Annotated in this window: 24 protein-coding genes and 1 pseudogene; 4 read left to right on the top strand and 21 right to left on the bottom strand. The window is 32.6% G+C overall.

Annotation, left to right across the window (positions count from 1 at the left end):
* Positions 1 to 21: 21 nt before the first annotated feature.
* From ACAG39_05155 to ACAG39_05140, 4 genes and pseudogenes are all read right to left on the bottom strand, one after another.
* The gene (locus ACAG39_05155; GenBank protein MEZ0536625.1) at positions 22 to 459 is read right to left on the bottom strand and encodes a hypothetical protein; all 438 of its coding nucleotides are present in this window, start codon (positions 457 to 459) and stop codon (positions 22 to 24) included.
* Positions 460 to 642: 183 nt separating this feature from the next.
* Positions 643 to 771: a hypothetical protein gene (locus ACAG39_05150; protein ID MEZ0536624.1), complete on the bottom strand. Its 129-nt coding sequence runs from the start codon at positions 769 to 771 to the stop codon at positions 643 to 645.
* Between the two features lie 70 nt (positions 772 to 841).
* Positions 842 to 1117, bottom strand: a pseudogene (locus ACAG39_05145) (LysE family transporter).
* The gene (locus ACAG39_05140) at positions 1048 to 1386 is read right to left on the bottom strand and encodes an inorganic diphosphatase (protein ID MEZ0536623.1); all 339 of its coding nucleotides are present in this window, start codon (positions 1384 to 1386) and stop codon (positions 1048 to 1050) included. The pseudogene ACAG39_05145 and the gene ACAG39_05140 overlap by 70 nt, the downstream one beginning before the upstream one ends.
* Positions 1387 to 1683: 297 nt before the next feature.
* Between ACAG39_05140 and ACAG39_05135 the strand changes: the two genes are divergently transcribed.
* Complete coding sequence (locus ACAG39_05135; protein ID MEZ0536622.1) at positions 1684 to 2259, top strand: nitroreductase family protein; 576 nt, start codon at positions 1684 to 1686, stop codon at positions 2257 to 2259.
* A gap of 84 nt (positions 2260 to 2343) precedes the next feature.
* Complete coding sequence (locus tag ACAG39_05130) at positions 2344 to 2916, top strand: Uma2 family endonuclease (GenBank protein MEZ0536621.1); 573 nt, start codon at positions 2344 to 2346, stop codon at positions 2914 to 2916.
* Between the two features lie 101 nt (positions 2917 to 3017).
* On the opposite strand, the gene ACAG39_05125 is transcribed toward ACAG39_05130, so the two are convergent.
* The 11 genes from ACAG39_05125 to ACAG39_05075 form a co-directional block, all read right to left on the bottom strand.
* The gene (locus tag ACAG39_05125; GenBank protein MEZ0536620.1) at positions 3018 to 3176 is read right to left on the bottom strand and encodes a hypothetical protein; all 159 of its coding nucleotides are present in this window, start codon (positions 3174 to 3176) and stop codon (positions 3018 to 3020) included.
* A 133-nt stretch (positions 3177 to 3309) separates the two neighbouring features.
* Positions 3310 to 3453 (bottom strand): hypothetical protein, encoded by a 144-nt coding sequence (locus ACAG39_05120; GenBank protein MEZ0536619.1) that lies wholly within the window; start codon positions 3451 to 3453, stop codon positions 3310 to 3312.
* Between the two features lies 1 nt (position 3454).
* Entirely contained in the window at positions 3455 to 4255 is an 801-nt protein-coding gene (locus tag ACAG39_05115) for an ImmA/IrrE family metallo-endopeptidase (GenBank protein MEZ0536618.1), read from the bottom strand.
* Positions 4249 to 4638, bottom strand: coding sequence for a helix-turn-helix domain-containing protein (locus ACAG39_05110; protein ID MEZ0536617.1), 390 nt, complete (start codon positions 4636 to 4638; stop codon positions 4249 to 4251). Before ACAG39_05110 ends, ACAG39_05115 begins: the two co-directional genes overlap by 7 nt.
* A gap of 362 nt (positions 4639 to 5000) precedes the next feature.
* Positions 5001 to 9410, bottom strand: coding sequence for an AAA domain-containing protein (locus tag ACAG39_05105; GenBank protein ID MEZ0536616.1), 4410 nt, complete (start codon positions 9408 to 9410; stop codon positions 5001 to 5003).
* A gap of 387 nt (positions 9411 to 9797) precedes the next feature.
* Positions 9798 to 10076 (bottom strand): hypothetical protein, encoded by a 279-nt coding sequence (locus ACAG39_05100; protein MEZ0536615.1) that lies wholly within the window; start codon positions 10074 to 10076, stop codon positions 9798 to 9800.
* 30 nt (positions 10077 to 10106) lie between these two features.
* The gene (locus tag ACAG39_05095; GenBank protein ID MEZ0536614.1) at positions 10107 to 13097 is read right to left on the bottom strand and encodes a type I restriction endonuclease subunit R; all 2991 of its coding nucleotides are present in this window, start codon (positions 13095 to 13097) and stop codon (positions 10107 to 10109) included.
* 14 nt (positions 13098 to 13111) lie between these two features.
* Entirely contained in the window at positions 13112 to 14020 is a 909-nt protein-coding gene (locus ACAG39_05090) for a DUF5655 domain-containing protein (GenBank protein MEZ0536613.1), read from the bottom strand.
* A 15-nt stretch (positions 14021 to 14035) separates the two neighbouring features.
* Complete coding sequence (locus ACAG39_05085; GenBank protein ID MEZ0536612.1) at positions 14036 to 15403, bottom strand: restriction endonuclease subunit S; 1368 nt, start codon at positions 15401 to 15403, stop codon at positions 14036 to 14038.
* Positions 15400 to 17418 carry an N-6 DNA methylase gene (locus tag ACAG39_05080; GenBank protein MEZ0536611.1) on the bottom strand — a complete coding sequence of 673 codons (2019 nt, stop codon included), beginning with the start codon at positions 17416 to 17418 and terminating at the stop codon, positions 15400 to 15402. The genes ACAG39_05085 and ACAG39_05080 overlap by 4 nt, the downstream gene beginning before the upstream one ends.
* Positions 17419 to 17763: 345 nt before the next feature.
* Positions 17764 to 17889 carry a hypothetical protein gene (locus tag ACAG39_05075; GenBank protein ID MEZ0536610.1) on the bottom strand — a complete coding sequence of 42 codons (126 nt, stop codon included), beginning with the start codon at positions 17887 to 17889 and terminating at the stop codon, positions 17764 to 17766.
* Between the two features lie 556 nt (positions 17890 to 18445).
* Between ACAG39_05075 and ACAG39_05070 the strand changes: the two genes are divergently transcribed.
* Both ACAG39_05070 and ACAG39_05065 read left to right on the top strand, forming a co-directional pair.
* Positions 18446 to 19933, top strand: a complete 1488-nt coding sequence (locus ACAG39_05070; GenBank protein ID MEZ0536609.1) for a WG repeat-containing protein — start codon at positions 18446 to 18448, stop codon at positions 19931 to 19933.
* Positions 19934 to 20253: 320 nt separating this feature from the next.
* Positions 20254 to 20451 carry a hypothetical protein gene (locus ACAG39_05065; GenBank protein MEZ0536608.1) on the top strand — a complete coding sequence of 66 codons (198 nt, stop codon included), beginning with the start codon at positions 20254 to 20256 and terminating at the stop codon, positions 20449 to 20451.
* A gap of 193 nt (positions 20452 to 20644) precedes the next feature.
* On the opposite strand, the gene ACAG39_05060 is transcribed toward ACAG39_05065, so the two are convergent.
* The 6 genes from ACAG39_05060 to ACAG39_05035 form a co-directional block, all read right to left on the bottom strand.
* Positions 20645 to 20977 (bottom strand): transglutaminase domain-containing protein, encoded by a 333-nt coding sequence (locus ACAG39_05060; GenBank protein MEZ0536607.1) that lies wholly within the window; start codon positions 20975 to 20977, stop codon positions 20645 to 20647.
* A 125-nt stretch (positions 20978 to 21102) separates the two neighbouring features.
* A complete protein-coding gene (locus ACAG39_05055) occupies positions 21103 to 21300 on the bottom strand; it encodes a hypothetical protein (GenBank protein MEZ0536606.1) in 198 nt (65 codons plus the stop codon).
* Positions 21301 to 21527: 227 nt separating this feature from the next.
* Positions 21528 to 22019 carry a Csac_0668 family 2Fe-2S cluster-binding (seleno)protein gene (locus ACAG39_05050; GenBank protein ID MEZ0536605.1) on the bottom strand — a complete coding sequence of 164 codons (492 nt, stop codon included), beginning with the start codon at positions 22017 to 22019 and terminating at the stop codon, positions 21528 to 21530.
* A 156-nt stretch (positions 22020 to 22175) separates the two neighbouring features.
* Positions 22176 to 23021 (bottom strand): hypothetical protein, encoded by an 846-nt coding sequence (locus tag ACAG39_05045; protein ID MEZ0536604.1) that lies wholly within the window; start codon positions 23019 to 23021, stop codon positions 22176 to 22178.
* Between the two features lie 83 nt (positions 23022 to 23104).
* On the bottom strand, positions 23105 to 23749 hold the full coding sequence (locus tag ACAG39_05040) for a LysE family transporter (GenBank protein MEZ0536603.1): 645 nt from the start codon (positions 23747 to 23749) through the stop codon (positions 23105 to 23107).
* A 185-nt stretch (positions 23750 to 23934) separates the two neighbouring features.
* Positions 23935 to 24807 carry a hypothetical protein gene (locus tag ACAG39_05035; protein ID MEZ0536602.1) on the bottom strand — a complete coding sequence of 291 codons (873 nt, stop codon included), beginning with the start codon at positions 24805 to 24807 and terminating at the stop codon, positions 23935 to 23937.
* Positions 24808 to 24811 lie beyond the last annotated feature (4 nt).

Raw genomic sequence — 24811 nt, 5'->3', positions numbered from 1 at the left:
TAATTAACAAATTGCTATGTCTTAATATATGTCTTCAATTATATACAGTTTTCTTGTATCAGGAACAAAAATTAAATATATTTTTGAAGAATCTTCTTGGAATTTAACATAATATTTGTATTTCTTATTGTAGTCAGGCATATTTTGCTTAGATACATTCAAATTATTAAGAATTTTATTTATTTCTAATTCCATTGAAACATTTTTTGCATTTATCCAGTTTAAAGCCTGATTAATCTCATTTTCATTATTGTATTCAAATATATGATATCTCTGTCCATCGCCATGAAAACTTGCTCCACTATTAGCAGAGTAGATTTCTTTATATGAATTTGGTAGCTTGATAGACCAATTCAAATTAATTACTTTAGAATAAGTATTTATTTGTATATATAAAAATATTACAATTACAATAAAAAGTAATAAAATAGCACCTATAAATTTTAATAATCTTTCCATTGCTCAATTCCCCTAAATAATTGATTAAATGTTTATATCATACTTTTTAATCAATTCCTAATTTATACTACTAAACATTGTTATTTAGGAAAATTATATTTAAATCTTAACTTCTGCATTACATCTTTTTACTATAATTTACTCGAAACTGAGCCAATGGGGACGGTTCTGACTGGCTCAGTTCTATCTATTTGCCTTTCCTGAAATAGCCTCAATAGAAATTTTTATAATTTTTACTGTATCATCTGATTGTTCTATGTATTCTTTCCCTTTTTCAATAAATTGCTCTGAATATTTCTTTATTAATTCCATTAGTGCAGTGTAACAATTCTCATTATTGTATTTCTATTCTTCAATAGATTATGGCAATTTCTAACTATAATTATTTCATCATCAACATCTTCCAACCACTGCTTATGAAATACACTGAAAAAGCAGTTATGAATATACCTAAAAATAAAATAATCCATCGGTATGTATTGTCGCTAATAAGCTTCTTCCCTCTAGAAAATGCTGTTGAGATTGCTGTATACCATACAAAGTCTGATAAGATATGACCAATAAAAAAACACAAAACACCAATCAAGCCTAAAGTGAAAGACTGACGTATTGATTCCATCCCTGTTGAGGCCCACCATAGAATGAAATATGGATTTGTTCTTTGCTGTATTTACCTGGATACTTTGATACTACCAATTTATCTTCAATATCATTTTTCCTATGAATTATGGCAATAACAAAACCCTCAAATTCCTTTAGAGGCTTAAACTCTCCTATAATATATGCATCAATTTCTTCGCCATCGTTTGAAATAGTATTTGGGATATACCCATAATTTAAAAGATAATATATTTCATGCTCTGGTTGCTTTGAACATAAAGGTCTATCAACAATCACCTTAACCTTTTTATTTAAATATTCAAGCATTGTGTTTCTCCTCTTTAATCCCCCAATACTATAAAAAATTCATCCAAATTTTTATTCATTGTATCATTAAGCGTAATTTAACACAATAGACTTTATTGAAGTTTACATTTTATTGAATTCAACAATCCTGACTAACACAAAGCTTATTTTTCTAATAATCTTTTATTAGTATCCTCAATTAAATAAATTAAAATATATCTTTACATACTGTCTATAAAACAACAAACAATAAAATTGTTTGAGATACTACAAACAATATATATTATGGTATAATTCCATTTAAAGGAGGTTATTGATATGAGTAATTTGTTTGATAATGAAGTAATTAAAACTATAAAAACAAGAAGAAGTGTTAGAAGTTATTTACCTAATAAGGTTGAAGAAGAAAAGATAAATAAACTACTTGAGTGTGCTATACTTGCTCCATCTGCTAATAATGGCCAACCATGGTTTTTTACTGTTGTGCAGGATACAGAGCTTATTAATAAGATGAATGAAGAAATAAGGCAAATCATGCTAAATTCAAATGATGAAAACCTTCAAAAAAGAGCATCTCAAGAAGATTTCAATGTATTTCATGGTGCAAATACATTAATAATTGTTGCAGGAATGGAAAGCAGAGGTTCGTCTCAAGTTGATTGTGCTGCTGCAACACAAAATATCCTTCTTACAGCAAAATCACTTGGTATTGCTACATGTTGGATAGGTTTTGTGGGTTTGCTTTTCTCAAGCCAAAAAGCAGATGAATATGTAAAGCTTTTGAAAATCCCTGAAGGCTATAAACCATTCTGGGCAATAACACTTGGCTATACCGATAACTATCCTGAAAAACCTCGTGAGAGGAATTGGAATGTAGTTGAGTGGATTAAGTAATAAAAGTAAGAATTGCACATTGTTTAATTGATTAAAATTTTCAGGTATAATATAAATAGAAAAGCAAGAGCAGGGGAATTATTTATGGAACAAAATAATAGCAAATATGAATATTATTCATATGATGATTTTTTGAAATATCAACAGAAAGAAACTCAGTTTAAAGTTGAATATGATAATGGTTTTATCTTTTGCATGTCACCAGTTCACCCTAACCATGATAGAGTTAAAAACAAAATTGCTACAAGTCTTATTAATCATTTTGGTTTTGGTGGAACATGTGAAGTTTTTACAAGTGATATAGCAGTTATTTTTGAAAGTAAAAATGAAATATACGAATTCCAACCAGATATTATGGTTTGCTGCAATCCTAATAAATTTGAAGGTTTAAAATATAAAGGCACACCACGTTTAATTATTGAAATACTATCATATAACACGCAGCATAGAGATAAAGGTATAAAGCTATCTGTCTATGAAAAATTTAGAGTGCCTGAATATTGGATTGTTGACATTTCAGAAGGTTGTATCATCGTTTATAGTAACAACATTAATAAAAAATACCTCTCTTGTAACACATACACAAGTGGAATGGCAATAAAAGTCTTTGAGGAATTTAGCTTGTCAGTAGATGATGTTTTTAGCGTGGTTAGGTAAACAGTGTAATTGTTAAAAAAGGTCTTATAACAAATGTTGGGATGGATAATCCCAACATTTGTTTATTAACAAAATCTGTTATTGAAACAATTGGCATCGAGTTATTGTATTTTTGAAACCTCAATATTTTCGCATATTATTGTGGCTTCTAAAGAATTACCTATAATAATAAATTTAATATGTTCTTCTGTTTCTTTAAAATAAAACTCAAATATTTGATCCACCTGTTCACCATTAAATGGAATCTTGGAAAAATTCATTTTAAATTCATTAATATTATTACAAATAATACTGATTTTAGGATATGAATTATAGTTTTTAGGTAATGTTAACATTTGAACTATAATATTAATTTTATTAAAAATATTTTCTGCTTCATTTTTTGTAATTTTACTAAAATAAACACATAAAGCTATAATATTGTTGTGTGTGAGGTATGATAATTTCTTTAAATAAAAGTTCAAGAATATCTAATCTGTTCACCTCGGCTAAATTAATAAGAATATCAGCATCAGAAATAGCACCTGTATATTTCATGTTAAAAATCCTCTTCCTTTGGATACTCATATCCAAATTGTTCAGGAGTCAGTCCGATAAATTCAAAGCAGTATTTCATGTTCTTGTATGAGATATTCCCTCTTTCGTAGTTGGTTTTTATAAACTCAATATATTCTTTGGGTACATATGTTACTCTTGATGGTGTAATCAAATCTATACTATATCCTTCTCTTCTGGTTAAAGCTTGGAGTTGTTCTGCATTTTCCAGTGAACAGATTTCTAAAAGTTCCTCATATTTGTCAGGAGAACATAAATCAAGTTGTATAAGCCTTTTTAACATAGCCTTGTAACTTACTTTAAAAAAATTGTGCATTCTAATGATATGCCTAGGCAAAACACTATCTTTATCTACATTAACGATTTTATAAAATACTTCTTTTACATAATCTTCTGGCATTAAAAATTCGGAAGCAAATACATCTGGTTTTGTATCTTCCTCTTTATGCTTTGTATTATCTATAAAGATTTTTTCTTTTTTCAGAATATCAGCATCATAAATAAGATGGTATAGTTCATGTGCACCGGTATAGCGTTCATGTCCCAAAGTAAAATTACTGTTTAAATAGATAATAAATTGTCCCTCAAAATAGGTGCTAAAACCTGATAATTCATCTATATCTAATGGTTTTCTTATTAGAAATGCAGCTTCTGATATTATATCAAATATATCAGAAAGTCCTTTTCTCGCAAATTTTATCCTTACATCTTCTGCTAAATCTTTTATTTGTAACCTGAAGGATTCTTCTGGGAGATTTAATTTATTCTTTTGCAATTTTAACATTCCTCCCACAGTGGCTTTTTCTTTTGTGATTTAAATTCTCCATTGTATATTTTCTTCTGATAAATAAACATCTTTATCACATCCTGAAGTTTCTCCACTTCTTCAAGAGTTTTCTCTGAATAATTTTTCCTCCTGAAAAGTGTAACTAAATCGTCATCTTCATTTTCTTCAAAAAAAACGTTTATGTCTATATTAAGAACTTTGCATATAGCATTTAACTCCATGGCCGATAAAGCCCTGTTGCCGTTTTCTATTTTGCTCAATGTTTCTCTGCTCATGTTTATACCCTTTTCAGCAAGTCTTTCTACTACTTCATTCTGACTTAATCCTTTTTCTTCCCTAAAATTTTTAATTTGTAATCCAATAGGAGTATGCTTTGACATCATCAAACCCTCCTTTTGTAATATTATATTACTGTAATATATAGATGTTAGAGCAAATATAATATAAGGGCAAGTATTTATAAGTAGTAGTAAAATTTTGTTAGACTTTTATATAGGGTGATGATGTTTTGACATTATTTTCTTTAATAAATTACCGATTGTTTAACTGCTAAAAAAATTCATAAAAACCTCCTTCTTAACATATTAGTTATAAATAGCTAATTCTTGCTAAGAAGAAGGTTTGTATTGTTATTGATACAAATTTTATTATAACATTAATTACCTTAATAGTTTAATTTTCTGAGCTTTGAATTAATCATTTTTATGATATCTCAGTAATAAATTACATAGAGAATTGTTATTTATTCTATTGGTTTTATGCCCATTTCATTTAGCTTTACCCATAGCGATTTCATAGCTTCTTCAGGGTCTCTATAAAATTCACTCCCTCTCACACGCCAAAATGTCCAACCAACTCTTTCCAAAATGCACTGACGTTCTATATCTTCTTCCCATTTATCAATACCGTGCCATTTATCTCCATCGCATTCTATTGCCAATCTATTGTAAATTCCTTCTATTACTAAATCAATTCTCTTACCTAAATTAGCAACTTTTACTTGAGGTATTACTCTATATCCACGAGCACTAATAATTCTATAAACATCTTCTTCAAATTTTGATTCAAATAGATGTTTAACTTCATCTATTTTTTGTTGTACTCTATATGGATTTTGACAATATTGTAGCAAACGATATCTTGCACATTCATGATTGTTTATGTCCTTTAATTGTACTGAGTGAAATAAAAACATCTGATCCCTTGCCCTGCTTGCAGCAACATTAAACCTTTGATAATCAGAACGCCTGGTCAATGCCCTAAATCTCTTATTTGGTGCAATAACCATTGAAAGTATAATTATATCTCTTTCATCACCTTGGAAGAAATAAGCATCACCACATATAAGCTTTCTTTCAACCATTTCTTTTTCTCCAATAGTCTCTCTTAAAAGCTCTTCAATTAGTTCTGCTTGATCATTCCCTTGAAGAGAAATAACCCCTATTGACTTTCCATGGTATTTGGGTTCAGAACAAAGTTTCATAATATGATTTACTATGGCTTCTGCTTCAGGTTTATTTATATCTTTAGAAGTAAATTCTTCCACATACCCTTCATCTACAAATATTGCTGATACAGGTGGGTTAAATATCTCATGAGAAATTGGCAGTCTTAACGGTATTACTTTCCCTTCATACATTAAATCATTACTAAATTGTATTATTTCAGGGACACTTCTAAAATGTTCTTTTAATACAATTTTGTTTTCGAAAATTTGACTCGAAATATCATACAAGCTTGTAGTCAATTCAAACCTGTTAGCATGAGGTATTATTCCAGTTAAATACCGTTGTATAAGTTGATACAGGTCCTCCACATTTATTCCAATACTTTCAGGGCTTATTTGATTATCATCTCCAACTATAACAGCTTTTTTTGCTCTCAGTAAAGTACATAAAGCAAATAAATTGTTCTGACTGCTTTCATCCACAATTATTACATCAAATAAATCATCTGTAAGCTTTATATTCTCTATTATTTTTTGTATTGGCATTATCCAAACTGGAATGGCTCCTTTACAAATCTGCATTTCTTCTCTTGCTTCTTTTCGGTACATATTAGCATATTTACCTGTTCCTTTACCAATTTTCCTAACTGCTTGTACAAATGCATGCAGGCTTCTTTTTTGCTCATGTGTAATTCTTTCAATTTGTGCAAGCCAAGTAGATTTTTCAACAAGTTCTTTTAAGATATTAGATTCTTTTTTTTCTTCCTCCTTTAGTATATTACTAATTTTCTCTATATTACCTGTTTCTTTTATCTCTTTTAGGTAAGTATCACATTGTCTCCATTGCCATGCTAATTTCCAATCATCAGGTGGTATTAAAACTTCCCCATTTCCACCTTGTTCAATTATCATTCTTACCCATTTAGGTACTACTACTTCAAGCCTATCTTTTAGGCTTGAATAAATATAATAATCTTCTTCTAACCTTTCAAGACGTTCAATCTCCCTATATTCTTTACTCCATAATTCTGAATCTTTTGCTTCACAAGCATTTAAAAGATTTATCCAGCTCGGATGAATATTGTTTGTTTTCATCCCGCCAATTAATATAGTTTTTAATCTGTCAAAAAATGTTTTGGCATTATTCCATTTCTTCTCTAATTCAAGCACCAATATCCCTTTATAAAGTTTTTCAAACAAATTTATATCTGTCCAATCAGGTATTTCTGGAATGCCTAAGTCTTTTAAAAAATTTTGCAGAGGTTTTACAACATTATCATTCCATTGTAATCCTTTTTCTAGTTTAGCTATAAGTTCTTCTACATAGAAATTAAACCTTGATATTGAATTAGACAATTGCGGTCCTCCAATGTCTTTCATTATGTTATTCCATTTTAATATTAGCTTATTTTTAATCTCATTTTTCTCTATATATTTGAGTATTATATCAACATCATTTTCATTTTTTATTTCATGATAGTCTAAAGATATTTGACTTTTATCAATTAAATATGCATATTTTCGGCCTATAATGTTCTTAAAAAACCAACTAATCTGTTTAGTACCTTTTAGTCTTTCCTTTAAAGCCTTTAAGTCTTCCTTTGCAATTGTATAATCAATATTATCAGAAAAAACAACTTCATGCTCTATCAATTCCATATCAAGTTTTTTTAAATGCTTTATCCGATCACGACTTTCCTTAGAAAATACGTCCCACAATTCTTTCCTGTCAGCACCTAATATTGAATCCTTCATAATAAAGTGCATCCAAGGTTCGTTTAACTCTTTTAGTTCACTAATTATAGACAAAATCATTTGTTTATATGTATCTATTTCGGAAGAGACATTTTGAGATACATTCCAATCATTTATATAATTAGATTTTTCCACTATTTGCTGTTCAAGGTATCTAATATTCAATACATTTCCATTGAATTCATGTGGATCAGGTAATCCTGAAATTTTGGGTCTCCTTTTTTCTAAACTTTCTTTATCGCTCGTCCTTAACTTTCCTGCTAATTCAAAAAACTTTTTTATCTCTACTTCAGATAAAGGGCATTCTTGATCTACTCTTATAGAATCAGGTATCCAGTTATGCTCAACATTTTCTTTAAGCCATTTAGCCATTTCCAAAGGGGTCATTTCGTAATTACCAATAATTACTTTTTTGTTTTCCAATTCACCTGCCTGTTTAATTAAATTTTGATATCGTATCTTTCTTTTCCTTGTTTCAAATAACTCACTTCTCAACCTCTCTATCTCTCTTTTTAATAATTGAGGATTGTAACTATCAATATTTTCAGTGATATTTTCTATTGAATTCTCCAATTCCTTTACAGAAGCTGAATCTCCTCCTAACACACTTACACATAAATGCCTAATTTCATGTGGAATCTTATCTCTTAGAACCCGCAATGCTCTCTCTTTTTCGCTAGTCACTAACACTCTTTTCCCATGTGCTAGCAGATGGCAAATTAAATTAGCAATTGTATGGCTCTTTCCAGTACCAGGTGGACCCTGAACAACTACCCCAGGACTTATAGCTAATTTCTGTGCAATTAATTTTTGTTCATTATTTACTGGAAGAGGAAATAATAAATCTTCTCCAACTGAACCCCAATTATTTTGATTATCATTTGTTTCATGTTTTTTCAGACATTCTTCTAGATTATCAGTAGCAAGTAATTCAATAGTATCAGGAATAGGATAGCCATTTTTTATTTTATCTATCACATTAATTATTTCAGCTTGCCATAAACGTCCACTATTTTCCCTTAAAAATATAACAGACGAATATGTAACTACTGGAACATCCCATATATTTTGGGAAGGAAGATCTTCCTCTGAATATATACCTTCAGGATTTATCGTATGAACTATCTCCTTTAATATTGGTTCAATTAACTCTTTATCCCAAACACTTATTTCTAATTTTGGAAATTCTAATACAATTTCTTGTAGCCTCTTAATATATGGTATTTCAATATTATTAAGCATATCAATTTCTATATTGGTTCCTTTACTAGTTGGCAACAATATAAAAATCCCATTTTTAGCATCAAACTGTAATTCTAATGATGTTACAAGTAAAGGTCTTTTAATATCATTTGAATTAATATTCCATGTTAACAAACCATGCCCCCACGCAAGTTCAACATCTCCCCCTTCACGCTGAATTCTTTGATGTAATGTAAATAATTTTGTATATAATTTCTGAATTCTTTTTTTAGGTAAAGCTTCTTTTGCCCAAGGACGCCATTTATTCTTAATCCATTCATTAAATGTTTCTACCCTTTTTGGATCATCTTCGAATTTTTCGTAATCTAATTTATCTTTTTCCCCCAAGAAATCGTTATTATTAGAAAAAGAATTTTCATTGTTAATTAGCTGCTTGTCTATAACTTTATTTTTTTTGGTAATTTGTTCTTTAACTATTGGTTCTTTTTCAGGATCAGACCAATAAGTTACCCAGCCACTTAATATTTCTGGTAATTGCGGAGCTTCTGGTATATTCTGTTTATGAACCTCTAACCATGCTTCCTTATATCTTCCACTGCCATTTAAAAAACATCCTTCATATTCTGGTATATCTCTTTGCCAAATTACATCATCAAACTGCTCAATATTACTAATTACCTTTTCATTTAAATTCTTTACAGCTAAAAGATATTCAAATATCTTGCAAACCTTATCTCTAATATCCATGTATAGACTTCCTTTCTAAACTAGTATTACCAATAAATAATAAAGCAATAATCTAATTATTGTAAAGTTTAAGTATTAGTAGTTCATTTGAATTATTTGTAAAATGACAAATTATTCAATAAGCATCAATTTATATTTTTAAAATAAAAATAAATATCGTAAATATTTTATATTCATCAATAAATAAAAATAATCTGACAAAAATTCATCAGTCAATAGAGATGCCTTTCACTATCTTATCTTTCACAAATAGCAAACTTAAAATTAAAGCATAGACTTCATTATATGTCATTTCCTTAATATAAGTATTTGTATTTTCTATAAATTCCACAAACTATCAGTAAATTGACTTCTCTTATGAAATAACAATTAAGGACTAAAATCATTTTACTGGTAATAGTTGTCATTATGAGTCAATAAGAACCGTCCCCAGTGGATCAAGGGCTTATCTCCTTTACATAATAGAATATCTGCGTTCTTTTGCCCTTTTATTCCCTTGCCGACAAACGGAGAGGGGGCACCATCTAATATAGAATGCTCTTGAGAATTTTTAATCCATTCACTTGATAAGAACCCTATAATAGAACTATGAGAACTGCCATACATCCTAGTAATAACATCCCAATTAAATATCTTGATAATATTTTCTATATAAACAGAAATCATGCTGTCACCTTCACCCGCCAATCTATTATTTCATTTTGCCATACTATTTAACTTCTCATAGGTCTCAACCAGCATATACTCCATAAGTGCATTCTTAAACTGTTCATCGTCTAGAACACGGGTAAAGAATGCCTGGTTCTGGTCCATCCTGTCAATTACTTTATTAATAAACACTTTTTCGAAAGCAAGTCTAAAGTCGTCAATGGTATTTGTCTTAGCCTTTTGAACCAAATCCTCATCAGCGGCAAAATCCTCTTTTATTTGCTCTACCGATAACTGGTCCGCTTTTGTGAAATCAGTCCCAAACCGCTTATTAAGCCGCTCAATAATGCTGGACAAATATTCTTTCTGTTCTTCCTTTACCCCCGTTCCTGCAAATTTCACAGGTGTGACTGGTACATTTTCATCATCTGGGGTTAATGAGATGCTCCCTTCAAAGGTCTTTTTAGTGGTATAGTATTCCAAAGCGATTTCGTCAGCAAGGTGAACAGTAGAGCCTTTTTCTCTTGGCAGTTTTTTGAGCAGATACGTCAAATATACATACAACTTATGGAGTTCAACATCTTCAAAAGGCGTTATTTGAAGAATAAAGGAATAAAGCCTTACGTATTTCATTGCCTGGCTGCTAAAATCCTGCTTCCGCTGTTCATCCAGTTTCTTAAACCTTTCTACAGCCGCATCTATAAAGTGGTTTAGCATTGCCCTGTCTTTAGAAGTCTTTTTATCCTTAGGTTTAAAGTATATATAAGCAAACTTATCCAATTCCTCTTTGAGATATACACCGTAAGCATTGAGCATAGTTTCAATATCATAAAGCAGGTTAGGTTCTGTCACTTCTTCCACAATGGTTGCCTGGTAATAGGGCTTAAAGGCTTCCTGAATATCCTCTGCCTTATTTACAAAGTCAAGGATAAAGGTATCTTCTTTTCCTGCACAGGTTCTATTGAGTCTTGATAAAGTCTGTACCGCCTTGACTCCCGACAACTTTTTATCCACATACATGGTATGTAAAAGAGGCTGATCAAAACCTGTCTGGTACTTTTCTGCAACCAAAAGAACTTGATATTCATCAGTGGCAAAACGTTCTGGAAGTTCTGATTCCTTAAATCCGTTCATGTCACTTTCTTTGTAATCTACACCGCCATCTTTTACTGTTCCCGAAAAGGCTATTAGGGTTTTCATATCCCTGTAGCCTTTCTTTTTGATATATTCATCAAAGGCATGCTTATAGCGTACAGCATGGAGCCTGGAACTGGTTACAACCATTGCCTTAGCCCTTCCTCCTATTTTATGCCTGGTTACACTCCTGAAGTGCTCCACCATGATTTCAGTCTTTTGGGCAATGTTATGAGGGTGAAGGCTTACATACCGTGTTAATGCCTTGGTGGCTTTTGCCCTGTCAAAAGTGGGGTCATCTTCAATTTTCTTTGCCAGTTTGAAGTAGGTTTCATATGTAACATAGTTTTGAAGCACATCCAAAATAAAGCCTTCTTCGATGGCCTGCCTCATAGAGTATAGATGAAATGGATGGGGCAGTCCGTCAGGTCCTATTGTCCCGAACATTTCAAGAGTTTTTGCTTTAGGTGTAGCCGTGAAAGCAAAGAAACTGATATTAGGCTGTTTTCCTCTTTTCTTTATTGTCTTTAAAATTTCCTCCTCAGGGTCGTATTCTTTGCCCTCTAACTCTTCATCCAGTTTTGCCGCTTCTTCAAGAGTACTTGCAGACAGCACTTCCCTTAAAGAAGCCATGTTTTCTCCTGCACTGCTGGAATGGGCTTCATCTATAATGACAGCATATTTGCGGTTTTCCAACTCTCCAACCTTTTCGATGATAAAGGGAAACTTTTGCAGGGTAGAGATAATAATTCTTGTCCCGTTTTTCAAGGCATCAGCCAATTGATTTGAGTCTTTATCTATTTTTTGAACTACTCCATGTTTATGTTCCAACTGATAAATGCTGTCCTGCAACTGCCTGTCCAAAACCCGCCTGTCCGTGATGACAATAACCGAATCAAATACAGGATTATCGCTATCATCATGAAGATTGGCAAGCCTGTGGGCAAGCCATGATATGGAGTTTGTTTTTCCTGACCCTGCACTGTGCTGCACAAGATAGTTTGTTCCTACTCCCTTTTCCCTTGCATCGGCTTCCAGTTTCCTTACTGCGTCCAATTGGTGATATCTTGGAAATATGACAGTTTCCGATGTATAGATATTGCCGTCTATATCTTTCTTTTCTTCTGTCTGGATAAATACAAACCTCTTTAGTATATCCATCAGACTATCTTTTTGAAGTATCTCTTCCCATAGATATGCTGTTTTAAGCCCATCAGGATTGTCTGGATTCCCTTTCCCTCCATCACAGCCTTTATTAAATGGAAGGAATGAAGTCTTATCTCCTGAAAGCCTTGTAGTCATATAGGCTTCTTGAGTATCTACTGCAAAAAATACAATGGCTCTTTTCTTAAACTGGAACAATAGTTCATTAGGGCTTCTATCTTTCTTGTACTGCATTATTGCATCTTCATAGGTTTGACCAGTAAAAGCATTTTTAAGTTCCAGCACAACAACGGGAAGTCCATTGACACAGATGAGCATGTCAATGCTGTTTTCGTTTTTGGTGCTGTAGTGCACCTGCCTTGTGACAGATATTCTATTTTTTTGATAAAGTTTAACCATTTCATCGTTTAATTTGCTGGCAGGCTGAAAATAGGCAAGGTCCAAGTATACGCCATAATCTTTAATCCCATGTCTTAATACATCAATCATACCACGGTTATTCAGTTCCGTATTGAGTCGTTTTAGAATTTTAAACTTATACTGGTCTTTATGAATTTGCCTTAACCTATCCATCTTTTTCGGCTGAGTATCCTCTAAGAATTCAAATAGAATTTTGGTATCTAAGGCATATTCTTTGTTGTAATAGTCAGGACTGCCCTTCACATATCCATTTTTTAAAAGGTACTCCTCAATATATTCTTCAAAACCCTTTTCTAAAAGTTCTTCAGGAGTTTTAGCCATTTATATCCCCCCAACTAATTTTCATCATAACTTTTTGCTATAAGCGCTTTAGCCTTTTCAAAATCATCTTTATTGTTTATCCTAACCTCTAAGTTTCCCGTACCGTAATGACCGATATTGCTCACATCTCTTGTAAAACCTTCCTTTAACTCTACTTCGTTAGGATTTATATTCAAGTATATAAGAATTGTTTTGCTTTTCGGATAAACTTCTACACAAGCGAAATTTCGAATTTTTTTAAAAGCAATGTAGTATTTCAGAACCTTTTCCTGAATGTCATCTCCGAGGTTTAATATAAAGTCTTTAACTGAATAATACAAATCCTGTAATTCTTTATCTGCCTGTTGGAGATTCTCAGTTACTGTTTTATATACATTATGTTTATTTGCACCATCATCTGAAACTATTGCAGTCTGCGATGCTGTAGTAGCATTTACCAGTTCAAACAGAATCAAGTCGCCCTCATATTTTTTATATCTAATAAGTTCTATATTCCTATTAATCTGCTTTACAGCGTATTCATCAAACTTTGTAAAATCCCCTGCAATACACAATAGTCTCGGCATGGACCATTCAATCTTATCGGCAATATCCTTACCCATTTTCTCCATTACAAGCAATTTGAACTCTGCTTTATGGTCCATTAGCCAGTCAAGATAATACAACCCCTGGTTTATTACATTTTCATTTAATGCTCTCTTGTATTCCAGTATCACAGGACAATAGTTTTCGTCTATCCCCAAAGAATCAATTCGCCCCCCATGATTTTTACCTGTAGGATACTCAGAGGCCAGAAATTTAATTCCAAAGAATGTTTCCATATTGTTTTCAATTAATGTCTGAATAGATTTTTCAATGGCTACTGAAGTGCCTATAAGTTCTTTTACTTCATTTTTTATTCTAAAAAGTTTCAAATCGCCCATATAAATCACTCCAATTTAATTGTTCATAACATAGTCCCTTACATCGATTTTCCCTGTTACTGCTTCTGATATAAGGGATTGGCGGTATTCTTCGAGTTTATGGATTTGAGTTTTGATTTCATTTATTAAAATAGCAATTTGTCCGATTTTAGAATTCAAAAAATTAACTATTTCTTGCTGCTCTGTACTTGGTGGTACAATCATAGGTGTTCCAGTTAGTCTTTCTCTTGATAATTCTATTTGATTTGTAGCACCAGTAACTAAAGCATTGTATATATATCCTTGATATATTTTCGTTTGTAACAAATAAAACGCTAAAACCTCATTCATTCTTGTTTTGTTAAAGCGAATAATAGTAACATGGCTATCAGCCATATATTTGCCATCTTCTCTAAATACTACTGCTCTCCCTAGAGTACCAGTTCCAGTAGAGTTCAGCAATAAATCTCCTTTAATCAATTTCCCTTTCAACTTATCAAAATCAATATCATCATACTGATATTTAACATTTTCTATTTTTAGTTCATCCCAATAGATACATGCTTGATTTATAACTTTTATTGAACTCTCTTCTACATATTCAGGACTATTACCTCTTGAAATAAAGTTAGTTATATGTTTTAAAGGGATAATTTGCCAATGTTCTGGTATACTCCCTATCCACTCAACTCCAGAATCCTTCATCCTAACATTCGGATTAAGCCCTTTTGTAACTGCTTCGGTTATAATAGCCTGTCGTTTTTCCTGTAATAATTCAATTAATTTTTCCTTATCAGTAATCAAACCATCTATTTCAGCTGTTTTTTGGTCAAGAAAATTAGCAATAATTTTCTGTTCGTTAATAGGTGGTATAAATACCACAGCCTCTTTATAATCGTCATGTTTCAATCCATATCTTGTGATACCTTGTGTTCTTGAAGAAAAATAACTTCGAAAATAATGATTATTAAACATATATTTGCGATAACTATAATCTGCCGGTATATCTCGGTCTAACCTTAACCTAATAAGGTGATATCCATATAATGTTTGTTCTAAATCTTCGGAAATCGTAACAGCATGTCCAATATCATCTGGTGTCTCCGATGAAGAAGTAAACAAAACATCACCTTTCCTAAGTGTACAATTCTTAGCCTGACTTTGAGTAGCAGATACAACCAAATAGTCATCATCATTTCCTATCGCTTTTCCAGAGTTTCTATATACATCCATATAATGGACAGATTTAAATAACTCTTCTCCCTCTTCAATTTTCTTGTTAACTCCACCAGCAGAAAGCATGCCTATATGTTTTATTTTCCTTAACTCCCAATGCTCTGGTATCTCACCTATCCACTCAACCCCTGAATCCTTATACCTTTCATACCTCTTAAACTTACTCATTCCCCCATCACCTTCTTCAACTTCTCTAAGATGCTCTGTTCCAATTCTCTAATCTCTTTCATAATCTCTTCAGAAGGTCTGAGTGGCTTATACTTATAAAAATGCCTTGTGAAAGGTATTTCATATCCTATTTTAGTCTTGCTTTCGTCTATCCAGGCATCAGGCACATGAGGCTTTACTTCCCGTTCAAAGTATTCATGGATATCTTCTTTCAAAGGTACATTTTCAGTATCCCTCAAGTCTGAGTCTGGCTCAGGTTTACCCTTGTTGTCTACGCAAATGTCTGCAGTTTCATCTTTTTCGGACAGGGCAGAAAGAATAGCCTTTAAAAGTGCACTATCCAGTTTAATATCACTGTCCTTAAAAGCCTTCCTCAATGCTTTTGTAAACACATCCCTATTTTTATACAGAATAGTAGAATCCATTGTTTTTAAGGTTTCTATTATTTGCTGCTGCAGTTTTTTCCCTTCTTCTATCTCTTTAAGCCCTGCCACACCTTTCTTTCTGGATTCGGCAAGTTTCTTAAATGTGGCCTCATTATACAGATTATTGATTCTCTCTTCAGTTACCTGGAAATTAAGCCTTAAAGGTCTTTCTACAACTATCTTCTGATATCCGAAATCTTCGTTATCAAAAATCTTGCAGTATTCGTTCTCCTTAAACTCACCGTATATCCTCGTAATTTCTTTTATCTGTTCTTCAGTGATTTCATTTCTCTTGTTTCCAAGGCTTTTCCTCATTTTCTGATAGAAGTCCACTGCATTGACCAACTGTATTTTCCCTGTCCTTACAGGTCCCTTCATTGGGTCACTATTTTTGCGGTTGGTTACTATCCAGATATAAGTAGAAATACCTGTGTTGTAGAATAACTGGTCAGGTAGTGCAATAATACCTTCCAGCATATCATTTTCAATTATCCAGCGTCTGATTTCCGACTCCCCTGAACCTGCATCCCCCGTAAACAATGGCGAGCCGTTGAAGATAATAGCAATACGGCTGCCTTTTTCGTCCTGCTTCATTTTGGATATCAAGTGCTGCAGGAATAAAAGGGAACCATCAGATATTCTGGGAAGTCCTGCACCGAACCTACCGTTATACCCTTCTTTTTCATATTCCTCACGAATAAACTTCTCCGCTTTCTTCCATTCCACACCGAAGGGCGGATTGGTGAGCATGTATCTAAAGGTTCTGCCCCTGTGTCCATCTTCCGTAAAACTGTCGCCTAAAATGATGTTGTCTGCGTTTTGTCCTTTTATAAGCATGTCGGATTTGCAGATACTAAAGGATTGGGGATTTATCTCCTGTCCAAATAGTTCAACCTGTATCCCTGGGTTTAGTTCTTTCAAGTACTGCTCTGCAACTGAAAGCATTCCTCCCGTCCCCGCACAGCAGTCATAGACAGTCACAACAAGCCCAGGCTGTGTTAATTCCTCGCTATCTTCATTCAGTAGAATATTGACCATGAGCTTTATAACCTCACGAGGGGTATAGTGGTCTCCTGCCTCCCCATGTTCTGAAAATCTTCTAATCAATTCTTCAAATATGTAACCCATTTCTGTATTGCTTACCACATCTGGATGTAAGTCTATCTTATTAAACTCAGATACAACAAGATAAAGCAGGTTGTTATCATTAAGTTTTGTAATCTGCTTGTCAAAGTCAAAATGTTCTATGATTTCTCTGGCGTTCTTGGAAAAACCGTTGATATAATTTCTTAAATTGTTTGCGATATTATCTGGGTCAGCCAATAATTTTTCAAAATCATATTTACTGGTATTATTGAACTCCTGCTTTGATATCCTATTTAAAACAGGGTCCATGTTTTGGAGCCCTGACTTCTTTAAGGCTTCATACTTTTCTAATACTTCCTGCTTAGTGGCTGCAAGGACGCAGTCAAACCTCCTGAGTACGGCCATAGGCAGTATTACATCGCCGTATTGTTCTTTTTTATAGGGGCCTCTTAGTAATTCTGCTATACTCCATATAAAGTTAACTTTATCTTGAAAGCTAATCAACTTTATCACTCCTATGTATTTCTCAATTTTGATACTATAAGTCATTTATCAGTATATACACGCAAAATTATACCAATTTATACTTAAATATTCTATATTTTTTTAGATTTTCCTTTACATATTGTATCTTATAGAACATCCTAATCTTTTTTATAAGTTCTTTTCTTGTATATAAAAAAAACGGCATATCTTCCTCCAAAGGCACGTATAAATAGTTCTTTATTTTACGTAATATTAAGGCTCTTTTAAGACGATATCATTAAGTACACGCTCCGTATATTATTCTAAACTCTTTCACCACAGAAAATAACTTGCAAAAAACTTTTATTATAATTTGACTTTTAACTATCCCTTTACATAATGCTCAGTATCATAGTCTATTGGTGGATTCTTTGCCCATACTAAATTGGGAATAAATAGCATTAACAGATAAACTAACCCTACATAAGAAAATCCTAAATATCCGAACATACATAACCCCTTAGCATATCAAATTTTTTATTATAATTTCAATTTCTATTGTGTATAAATGTCATTTGATACTACTTTTTATTAATTCAACAATCGGATTTATTGATTTTATATTTGTCCAGTCAAAAGGATGTTTATAACATGCAAGCATTCATTTTTCATCGTCAGTAAGTTCATCAGGTTTTTTATGCTCAATTTTTTTCTTTAGAAGATACAGTAAAACATTTTCACTGACACAATGGCTTTCGTTAAAGCTGATATCTTTAGGATACTATAAAAATAACACTTTTTTATATCATCAACTAATTTTATATACTCATATTCATTAGAATTCTTTATATAAGAAATGTTTGTAAAAGCTCTCATATAAGACATATCTCAAACCTCTACCTAAAAAACAACTTTATGTAATATTTTATTTGATTATTTCGTGAACTACAAATTTATGATCAACAGCTACAATAAAGATTTTCTTTGGTATATAATAGTATTAATGTATTAGATTGAAGAAAAGTCAAAGAGGCAAAGACTTTTAATGTTTGAGGAGGTATTGATCATGCAGAAAAAATTCAAAATGATTTTATCCTCTTTTATTATATCTTTCTATATCTTGGCTCTTTTTACTATATCCTTTCCTCAGCAGGCCAAAAATCAAAAGTTTATTTACTTAAGCCCTCAATTTGACAATTTTCAATTTTGGGAAAACGGATGGATTTCGTATCTCAAAGGTAGCAAATGGGGGATAATGGATTCAAATGGCAATATTCTCTTGAAGCCTCAATTTGATGAAATACATCCGATTGTTTTTATCGGCTCTTCAATTATGGGCATTGAGAATAAAATATACAAAGGCATCTTTGCAATCTTGCAGAATGGAAAAGTAGGCTTTATTGATTCTAAAATTAACATAATTGCAAAACCAATCCTGGATTCTTTAGAAGTGATAAATCCATGGCTAAATGTATACATCTGCGAAAAAGATGGTAAATATGGTTTTTTAAATTTGGATAAAAAAGTATTCATTCCTCCTCAATTTGATAAGATGTATTTTGTGCAAATTCTCAGCTTTAATCCAAATACCAAATACAATCTACCTCACGTTGTTTATGGAAATTATTGCCTATCTGTGGTTGAACTAAAAGATGGTGTATGGCCAGGATGGTATATACAATATTTTTTAGTTTCAAAGGATGGCAAATTTGGTGCAATTGATACCCTTGGTAATTCTTTCGTAGAGTGTCAATATGATTCATTTGAAAATGTGTTATCTAATCAGAAGTTTAAAAATGTGCTTGATAATAGCATAAATCAGCAAAATTCTGAGTCAAAACAAAAAAAATCAGATCCGCTTCCTGACTCTATATCTTGGCAGCTTGCGGGTCAAAAATATAAGCTGATTTTCCACAAAAGTGGTAAAACCTTGGAAAGTAAAGAAGCCTTTGATAATGTAAAAGGTATTGGCATTAATAATGTTATGGCTGTCTATAAAAATAAAAAATGGGGAATTGTTGATATAAACGGCAAATGGACAATAAAGCCTATGTTTGATGATATAGGCGAATTTTCTGAAGGGCTTTGTTCTATCAAGCAAAATGGCAAATGGGGATTTATAAACCAAAACTTTAAAATAGCCATAAACCCCCAATTTGACAGTGTAAGAAATTTTCAGGAAGGATGTGCTGCTGTCCATCAAAATAAATACTGGGGATATATAAATTCTTCAGGAAATTACATTCTAAAGCCTCAATTTGTTGAAGCAAGCTCTTTCTTTGCTGAAATGGCATCTGTTGTGATAAAAGGATATACAATTGGTTTAATAGATAAAAAAGGCAATTTTATTGTCAAATTCCCTGCCAAAAATTCAAATTATACCATTGTGGAAAGTGAAACATTCAGGTTTAGATACGCCCCCGAATATACAAATACATCTGCTGACTTTATTATGTACAAATCACTATTAAAGTTTCCAAAGTTCGGATATGTTGTTATTGATAAGAAATCAAACAAGGTGGGGCTTGTGTTGAGAAAGTTACCTTTAGATTAATTCATAGAGAAAAGCTTGTATCTTTAATCATATTTTAAAAAGAGAAGAAATATTAAAGCAATAAGAAAAAGTTTTTGGTAGGCTTTATGCTCTTATTATAGTAGACAATGAAAAAAAATAAAACTATTATAGAAGGGGGTATATCAACCATCCACCATATCTTTACTTAATCATCTTCAAATAATAATTTACCTCATCCAAATGTATATTTAAAATAATCTCCACTCCAGCCCTCACACCCTCAACCCTTTATCCCTTCTATGGATGTTAAAATGAAATTGTGTCTGATATATAATAAAAGATAAAGGGGGGTAGGTATAATGGATAAAAATACCCTTGAAAAAATAAAAAATGACACAGTTGAAAAAATGCTTAATAAATATTTTTATAATGACCCAAATAATAAACCTGTTATGCAGGCTTTCCTGGAAGAATTCTTAAATTTATTTATGTTAGCTGAACTTAATATTTATTTAAATAATAATATTGAATATCTTCTTGCAAAGAGAACGTTTTAAACAAAGCAAATGGAAAAATTCGGTCCCAAAAATTAAATCATGTATTTATGATACAAATCAACTTTTCCAGTTACGTTACTATGAACAGACACAAAATTATTGACAAGTCTTTTTCAAAATTACCTACCTCAACTATTGACATAGAACCTTTATAAAAACGACAGGCAGAGTTTAAAACTCTGCCTCTTTAAATTTAGTTCATATACTTTTGCATCAAATCTAAGAATTCAGGGTTGTATTTGTTTCTATCCCATGAGTGGTCTTTAGCTATTTGTTCTTCTGTCAACAAAAAGTAGTTATACCTTACATATCCGGGTCCCCCATCTGGTAACGGGTCATCCCAGGTAACATCTACATATCTGACTTCATTATTCACCTTGACCATGTTCCATGCATGCGGACCAGAAAACCTGGTATTTATTGCTTCTCCGCTGATGACTATTGAAGGTATTCCGGCCATCTGAGCTAATATATTGAAAGCTTCTGCATATCCCCCACATACACCTGTAACTCTGGCCAGTATCATTGCAAACTCGTCTTTCCTGATACGTTCGTAAGTGTGGAATTTCCTGTAGAGTCAGCACCTCCTATTTGCAGTCCTTTGGTTACCGTTTGCCCGACCTGTACGTCTATGTCCGCAAGAAGAGCATATTAAATATCGTACTTTCCTGACTGAAGGATGATGACCTTTCCATATCCACTCACCCATCCTGCATATTTAACAATTGCATTTTTAACAGCAAAAGCCTGCAAAACAGCACTCTCGGGCAACTCAATAGTTTGTAATACTTGTTTTATACTAAAACCCATTCTTTTCAATTTCTTTACAATTTGCAGTGTATAAGACATATCTCCTGTTAACTGACCTATTTTTCTTGCTTCTCATGCATATCAATTCCCATAACCTTTTTCCTCCCTAAAGTTAACAAGCCGCACTATATGAGAAAGGCTTCTATTTAGAAACATTTTGAATATCAGCGTAGCCTTTCTTGAAATCCATTACGGAAAGTTTATATTAAGATAGAATTATACCTTCCTTTGGATTATAAAAAATGCAGTATTAAATATAACTGCACTTATTTCATAGATAATCCTTTGTCTATAGCCTTCTGAATTATTTCATGACAGCATTTCCCTAATGGGTTATTCTTTAGACACTGGCTGTTTTTCATCGCCCCTGTGATTTCTATTATATCCTTAACTGTTTTTGCACCGTGTTTTATTACGGCATCTATTATCCGATCCTCTGTAACCTTGCTGCAATAGCAGGCATATTTAGGATTAGCGTCTTTTTTAAACCATACAGGCACTTTCACTTGCTGCTTATCAAACTTAATGCCTGATTCTGGATTATAATAAACAATATCACATTCTTCATTCATGCATATATAATAATCCATATCTCTGACCGATTCTGTCAGCGTATCAACTACCAAATGCCTGACAGTAATATTCTTTACTTTAATTCCTGATGTTTTACATACAGGACATATATTGTCATCCTCTATTTTATGAGATGATTCTATTTTACCTCTACAACAGGATTTATTTAATATTTCATTTGTCATCTTTTACTTCCCTCCGAAATAAATACGGTAAATCATTTTTAATCTTACATGTATATTTCTTGCTTCGAATTTAATAAATAATGTGCAATAAAGTATAGCCAATGAAATCCTTCTATTTTACATTGATATTAACTATTTGCATTTTCTGAATACTTACTATTTGCTGTGAGCCAAAATCATGAGGAAACGAACTTTCTCATAAATATAGACTCCTATCGTTACAGATATGATGTCTGTCATAGTTCTTATGATTAAATCAGCAATATCTGATTCGAACACCAAAGTAATGAAAAAATTGAAAAGAAAAAGGTTAATTCCAAAGACTATAATGCCAAAAAATAGTGATTTTAACATCGGAGATTCTATCTTAATGCCTTGTCCGAGAAATAAATACAAAACCCCTATCCAGATACCTGATGCAACTACCCATATCATTGTTCCTAACGGATTGGTAGTAAAAGAGGAATAAATATGAACTATACTATAACAAAATACTCTCAGTACTAGGAAACATACAGGTATTGCCATTAACGGTACAATGTTAAGATTAATGTATACTTTCCTTGACAATTGGGAATCTACAGCAACGAATTTTCCTAACAGCAATCCTAAAAATACAAGTGATATTCCATCCACTATTGGATAAGCAAAAAGTTCGGTCAGTGATGTGCTTGAAACGTGAGGTAAAGGCTCAAATAAGTATATTCCCCACATCATGCAGAATAAAAAACCGAACATTAAACCTTTTTTAATCTTTGTTCCTGGTAGACGACCCTGTATTATGACAAATACTACCGCTAATAAAAAATAGGTTATTAGTGCATAAATAGTAAAAGAGGGGATTAATAGTCCTGCTTTGACGATTGCACTCGGAGGAAAAGGATTACTACCGCTTGAAGGGATAAAAGCCTGCAGTATCAATCTAAATATTGTTGCTGATAATGCTACTAAAAATAGCGTCAACCATCTTTTCTTGTTAATTTCAAAAAGCATTGATTTCATAGAGTTTGACCTCCAGTTTAAATTTTAAATCTATTACGAGGTAATAGCATCTTTTTCATCAGGTCCACCTTGAAATTATATCATCAGGTTTGAAGCATTTTCCATCCACTGCCTATAAAATAGATTGAAAATGCTATAATAAATATGCCTAACAACAAAATAATCCAGCGATATACAGTATCACTTATCAGTTTCTTGCCTCTGGAAAATGCCGTGGAAATTGCTGAATACCATACAAAGTCGGATAAAATATGTCCTACAAAAAAGAACAAAACACCAATTAGCCCTGAAGTATAAGACTGGCGTATTGATTCCATACCTGTTGACGCCCACCAGAGAATAAAATACGGATTGGTAGCACTTACAAGCGCTCCCGCCAATGCAAGATTCCCCACTCCAGCACTATTCCCTGCTCTTTGGCTCTCCAAAGAAACTGATTTATTAATGCCGGATTTTATCATTCCATAGCCCATCCATGCGAGAAAAGCGCCGCCAAATAATCCGATAAATCCTGCAACCGTCGGATTGGAAAAGAAATCTTTAAGTCCGAATGTCATGATGATAATCAATATAAGTTCCAATATTCCATGCCCTAACACTGTCAAAGGGCCTGCTGTCCACCCTTTTTTAAGGCTGCCGTCAATCGTAACCCCTAACATAGGCCCAGGCATCATTGCTCCTGAAAAGCCTATTAAAAAAGCGCTAATGAAGATTCCCCACAAAACCACTTAATTAACCTCTCTTTTAGCCAAAATACCTTACTATCAACATCGGCTTCTCTTTAATATCCATGCACATAAATATAGTAACAATAAATTCCAATTTTATTAAGTTTTATTTTAATAAAGTTTTTTTGTGGTATACAGAAAAACCATACTAAAATAAAATATTGTTGTTCCGAAAAGCCTTCTTTTTATGTGCGCACAGGTTCGTTTACATTCCTAAATATCAAAAATAAAGACACAATTGCTATCAAGCCAAATAAAGAGGTCATAATAATCATTGGAAGAGTTCCTTCTATGCCGGCCAGGTTCATTGAAATTCCCTTTGATAAAAGCGCAGCCATTATTAAAACATTAGTGACCGTCGCAATTGGTGCTAACATGTAACCAAACGGTTTTTTCTTTATCAAAAGCAGCCCCGATAAAAAAATCCCAGGCAGAAAGAATGCCAGGTCAAATGCTTGAACTGTTAGTGTAGTACCATGCTCCACTTCCAAAGGTACAGAACCGTCAATGAGTGTTGGTATGACTCTCGCAAGCCACAAGTATCCTATCATTGCCGTAGAGAACATTAGGTAGCCTCCTGCAAACCTAACTGGCAATTTATTACTGAAATAAGAACTCATTTTTTCAATATCAAATGCCAGCAAAGTCAAAACAAATGCAAAAAAACTTGCTGACATAAGCACTACATATACCAAAAACAGCCTGTTATACATTGCAATAAATGTATACATCATATATGTAATTAAAAAATATCCCAATGTTCCACCTAGAAGCAGCCTTCCTTTTATTAAACCTTTTCTTGCCAGAAAGAGCGAGATTATAAGAATCGGGATGCCTAAACCCAATGTCACGATATCCTGCGGTATGGCCTGCAGGGCTGCTAATACAGAATTGTTGCCATATATTCCTTTACCGTAAATAGTTATTGTTTGACCGTGTATTGATGTAAAATTATATTCTCCAGGACCTTGTTTTGAAAAAATTCCACATGTTGTTGCAATCAATGACAGAGCAGCAATACATAATACCAGTAAACTTATAGACTTTCTAAATTTCATATTC

The sequence above is a fragment of the Caldicellulosiruptoraceae bacterium PP1 genome, assembly GCA_041320695.1.
Taxonomy (GTDB): domain Bacteria; phylum Bacillota; class Thermoanaerobacteria; order Caldicellulosiruptorales; family Caldicellulosiruptoraceae; genus JBGGOQ01.
Note: the sequence above shows the minus strand (reverse complement) of the source record. Positions and strands in the feature narration are given on the sequence as shown.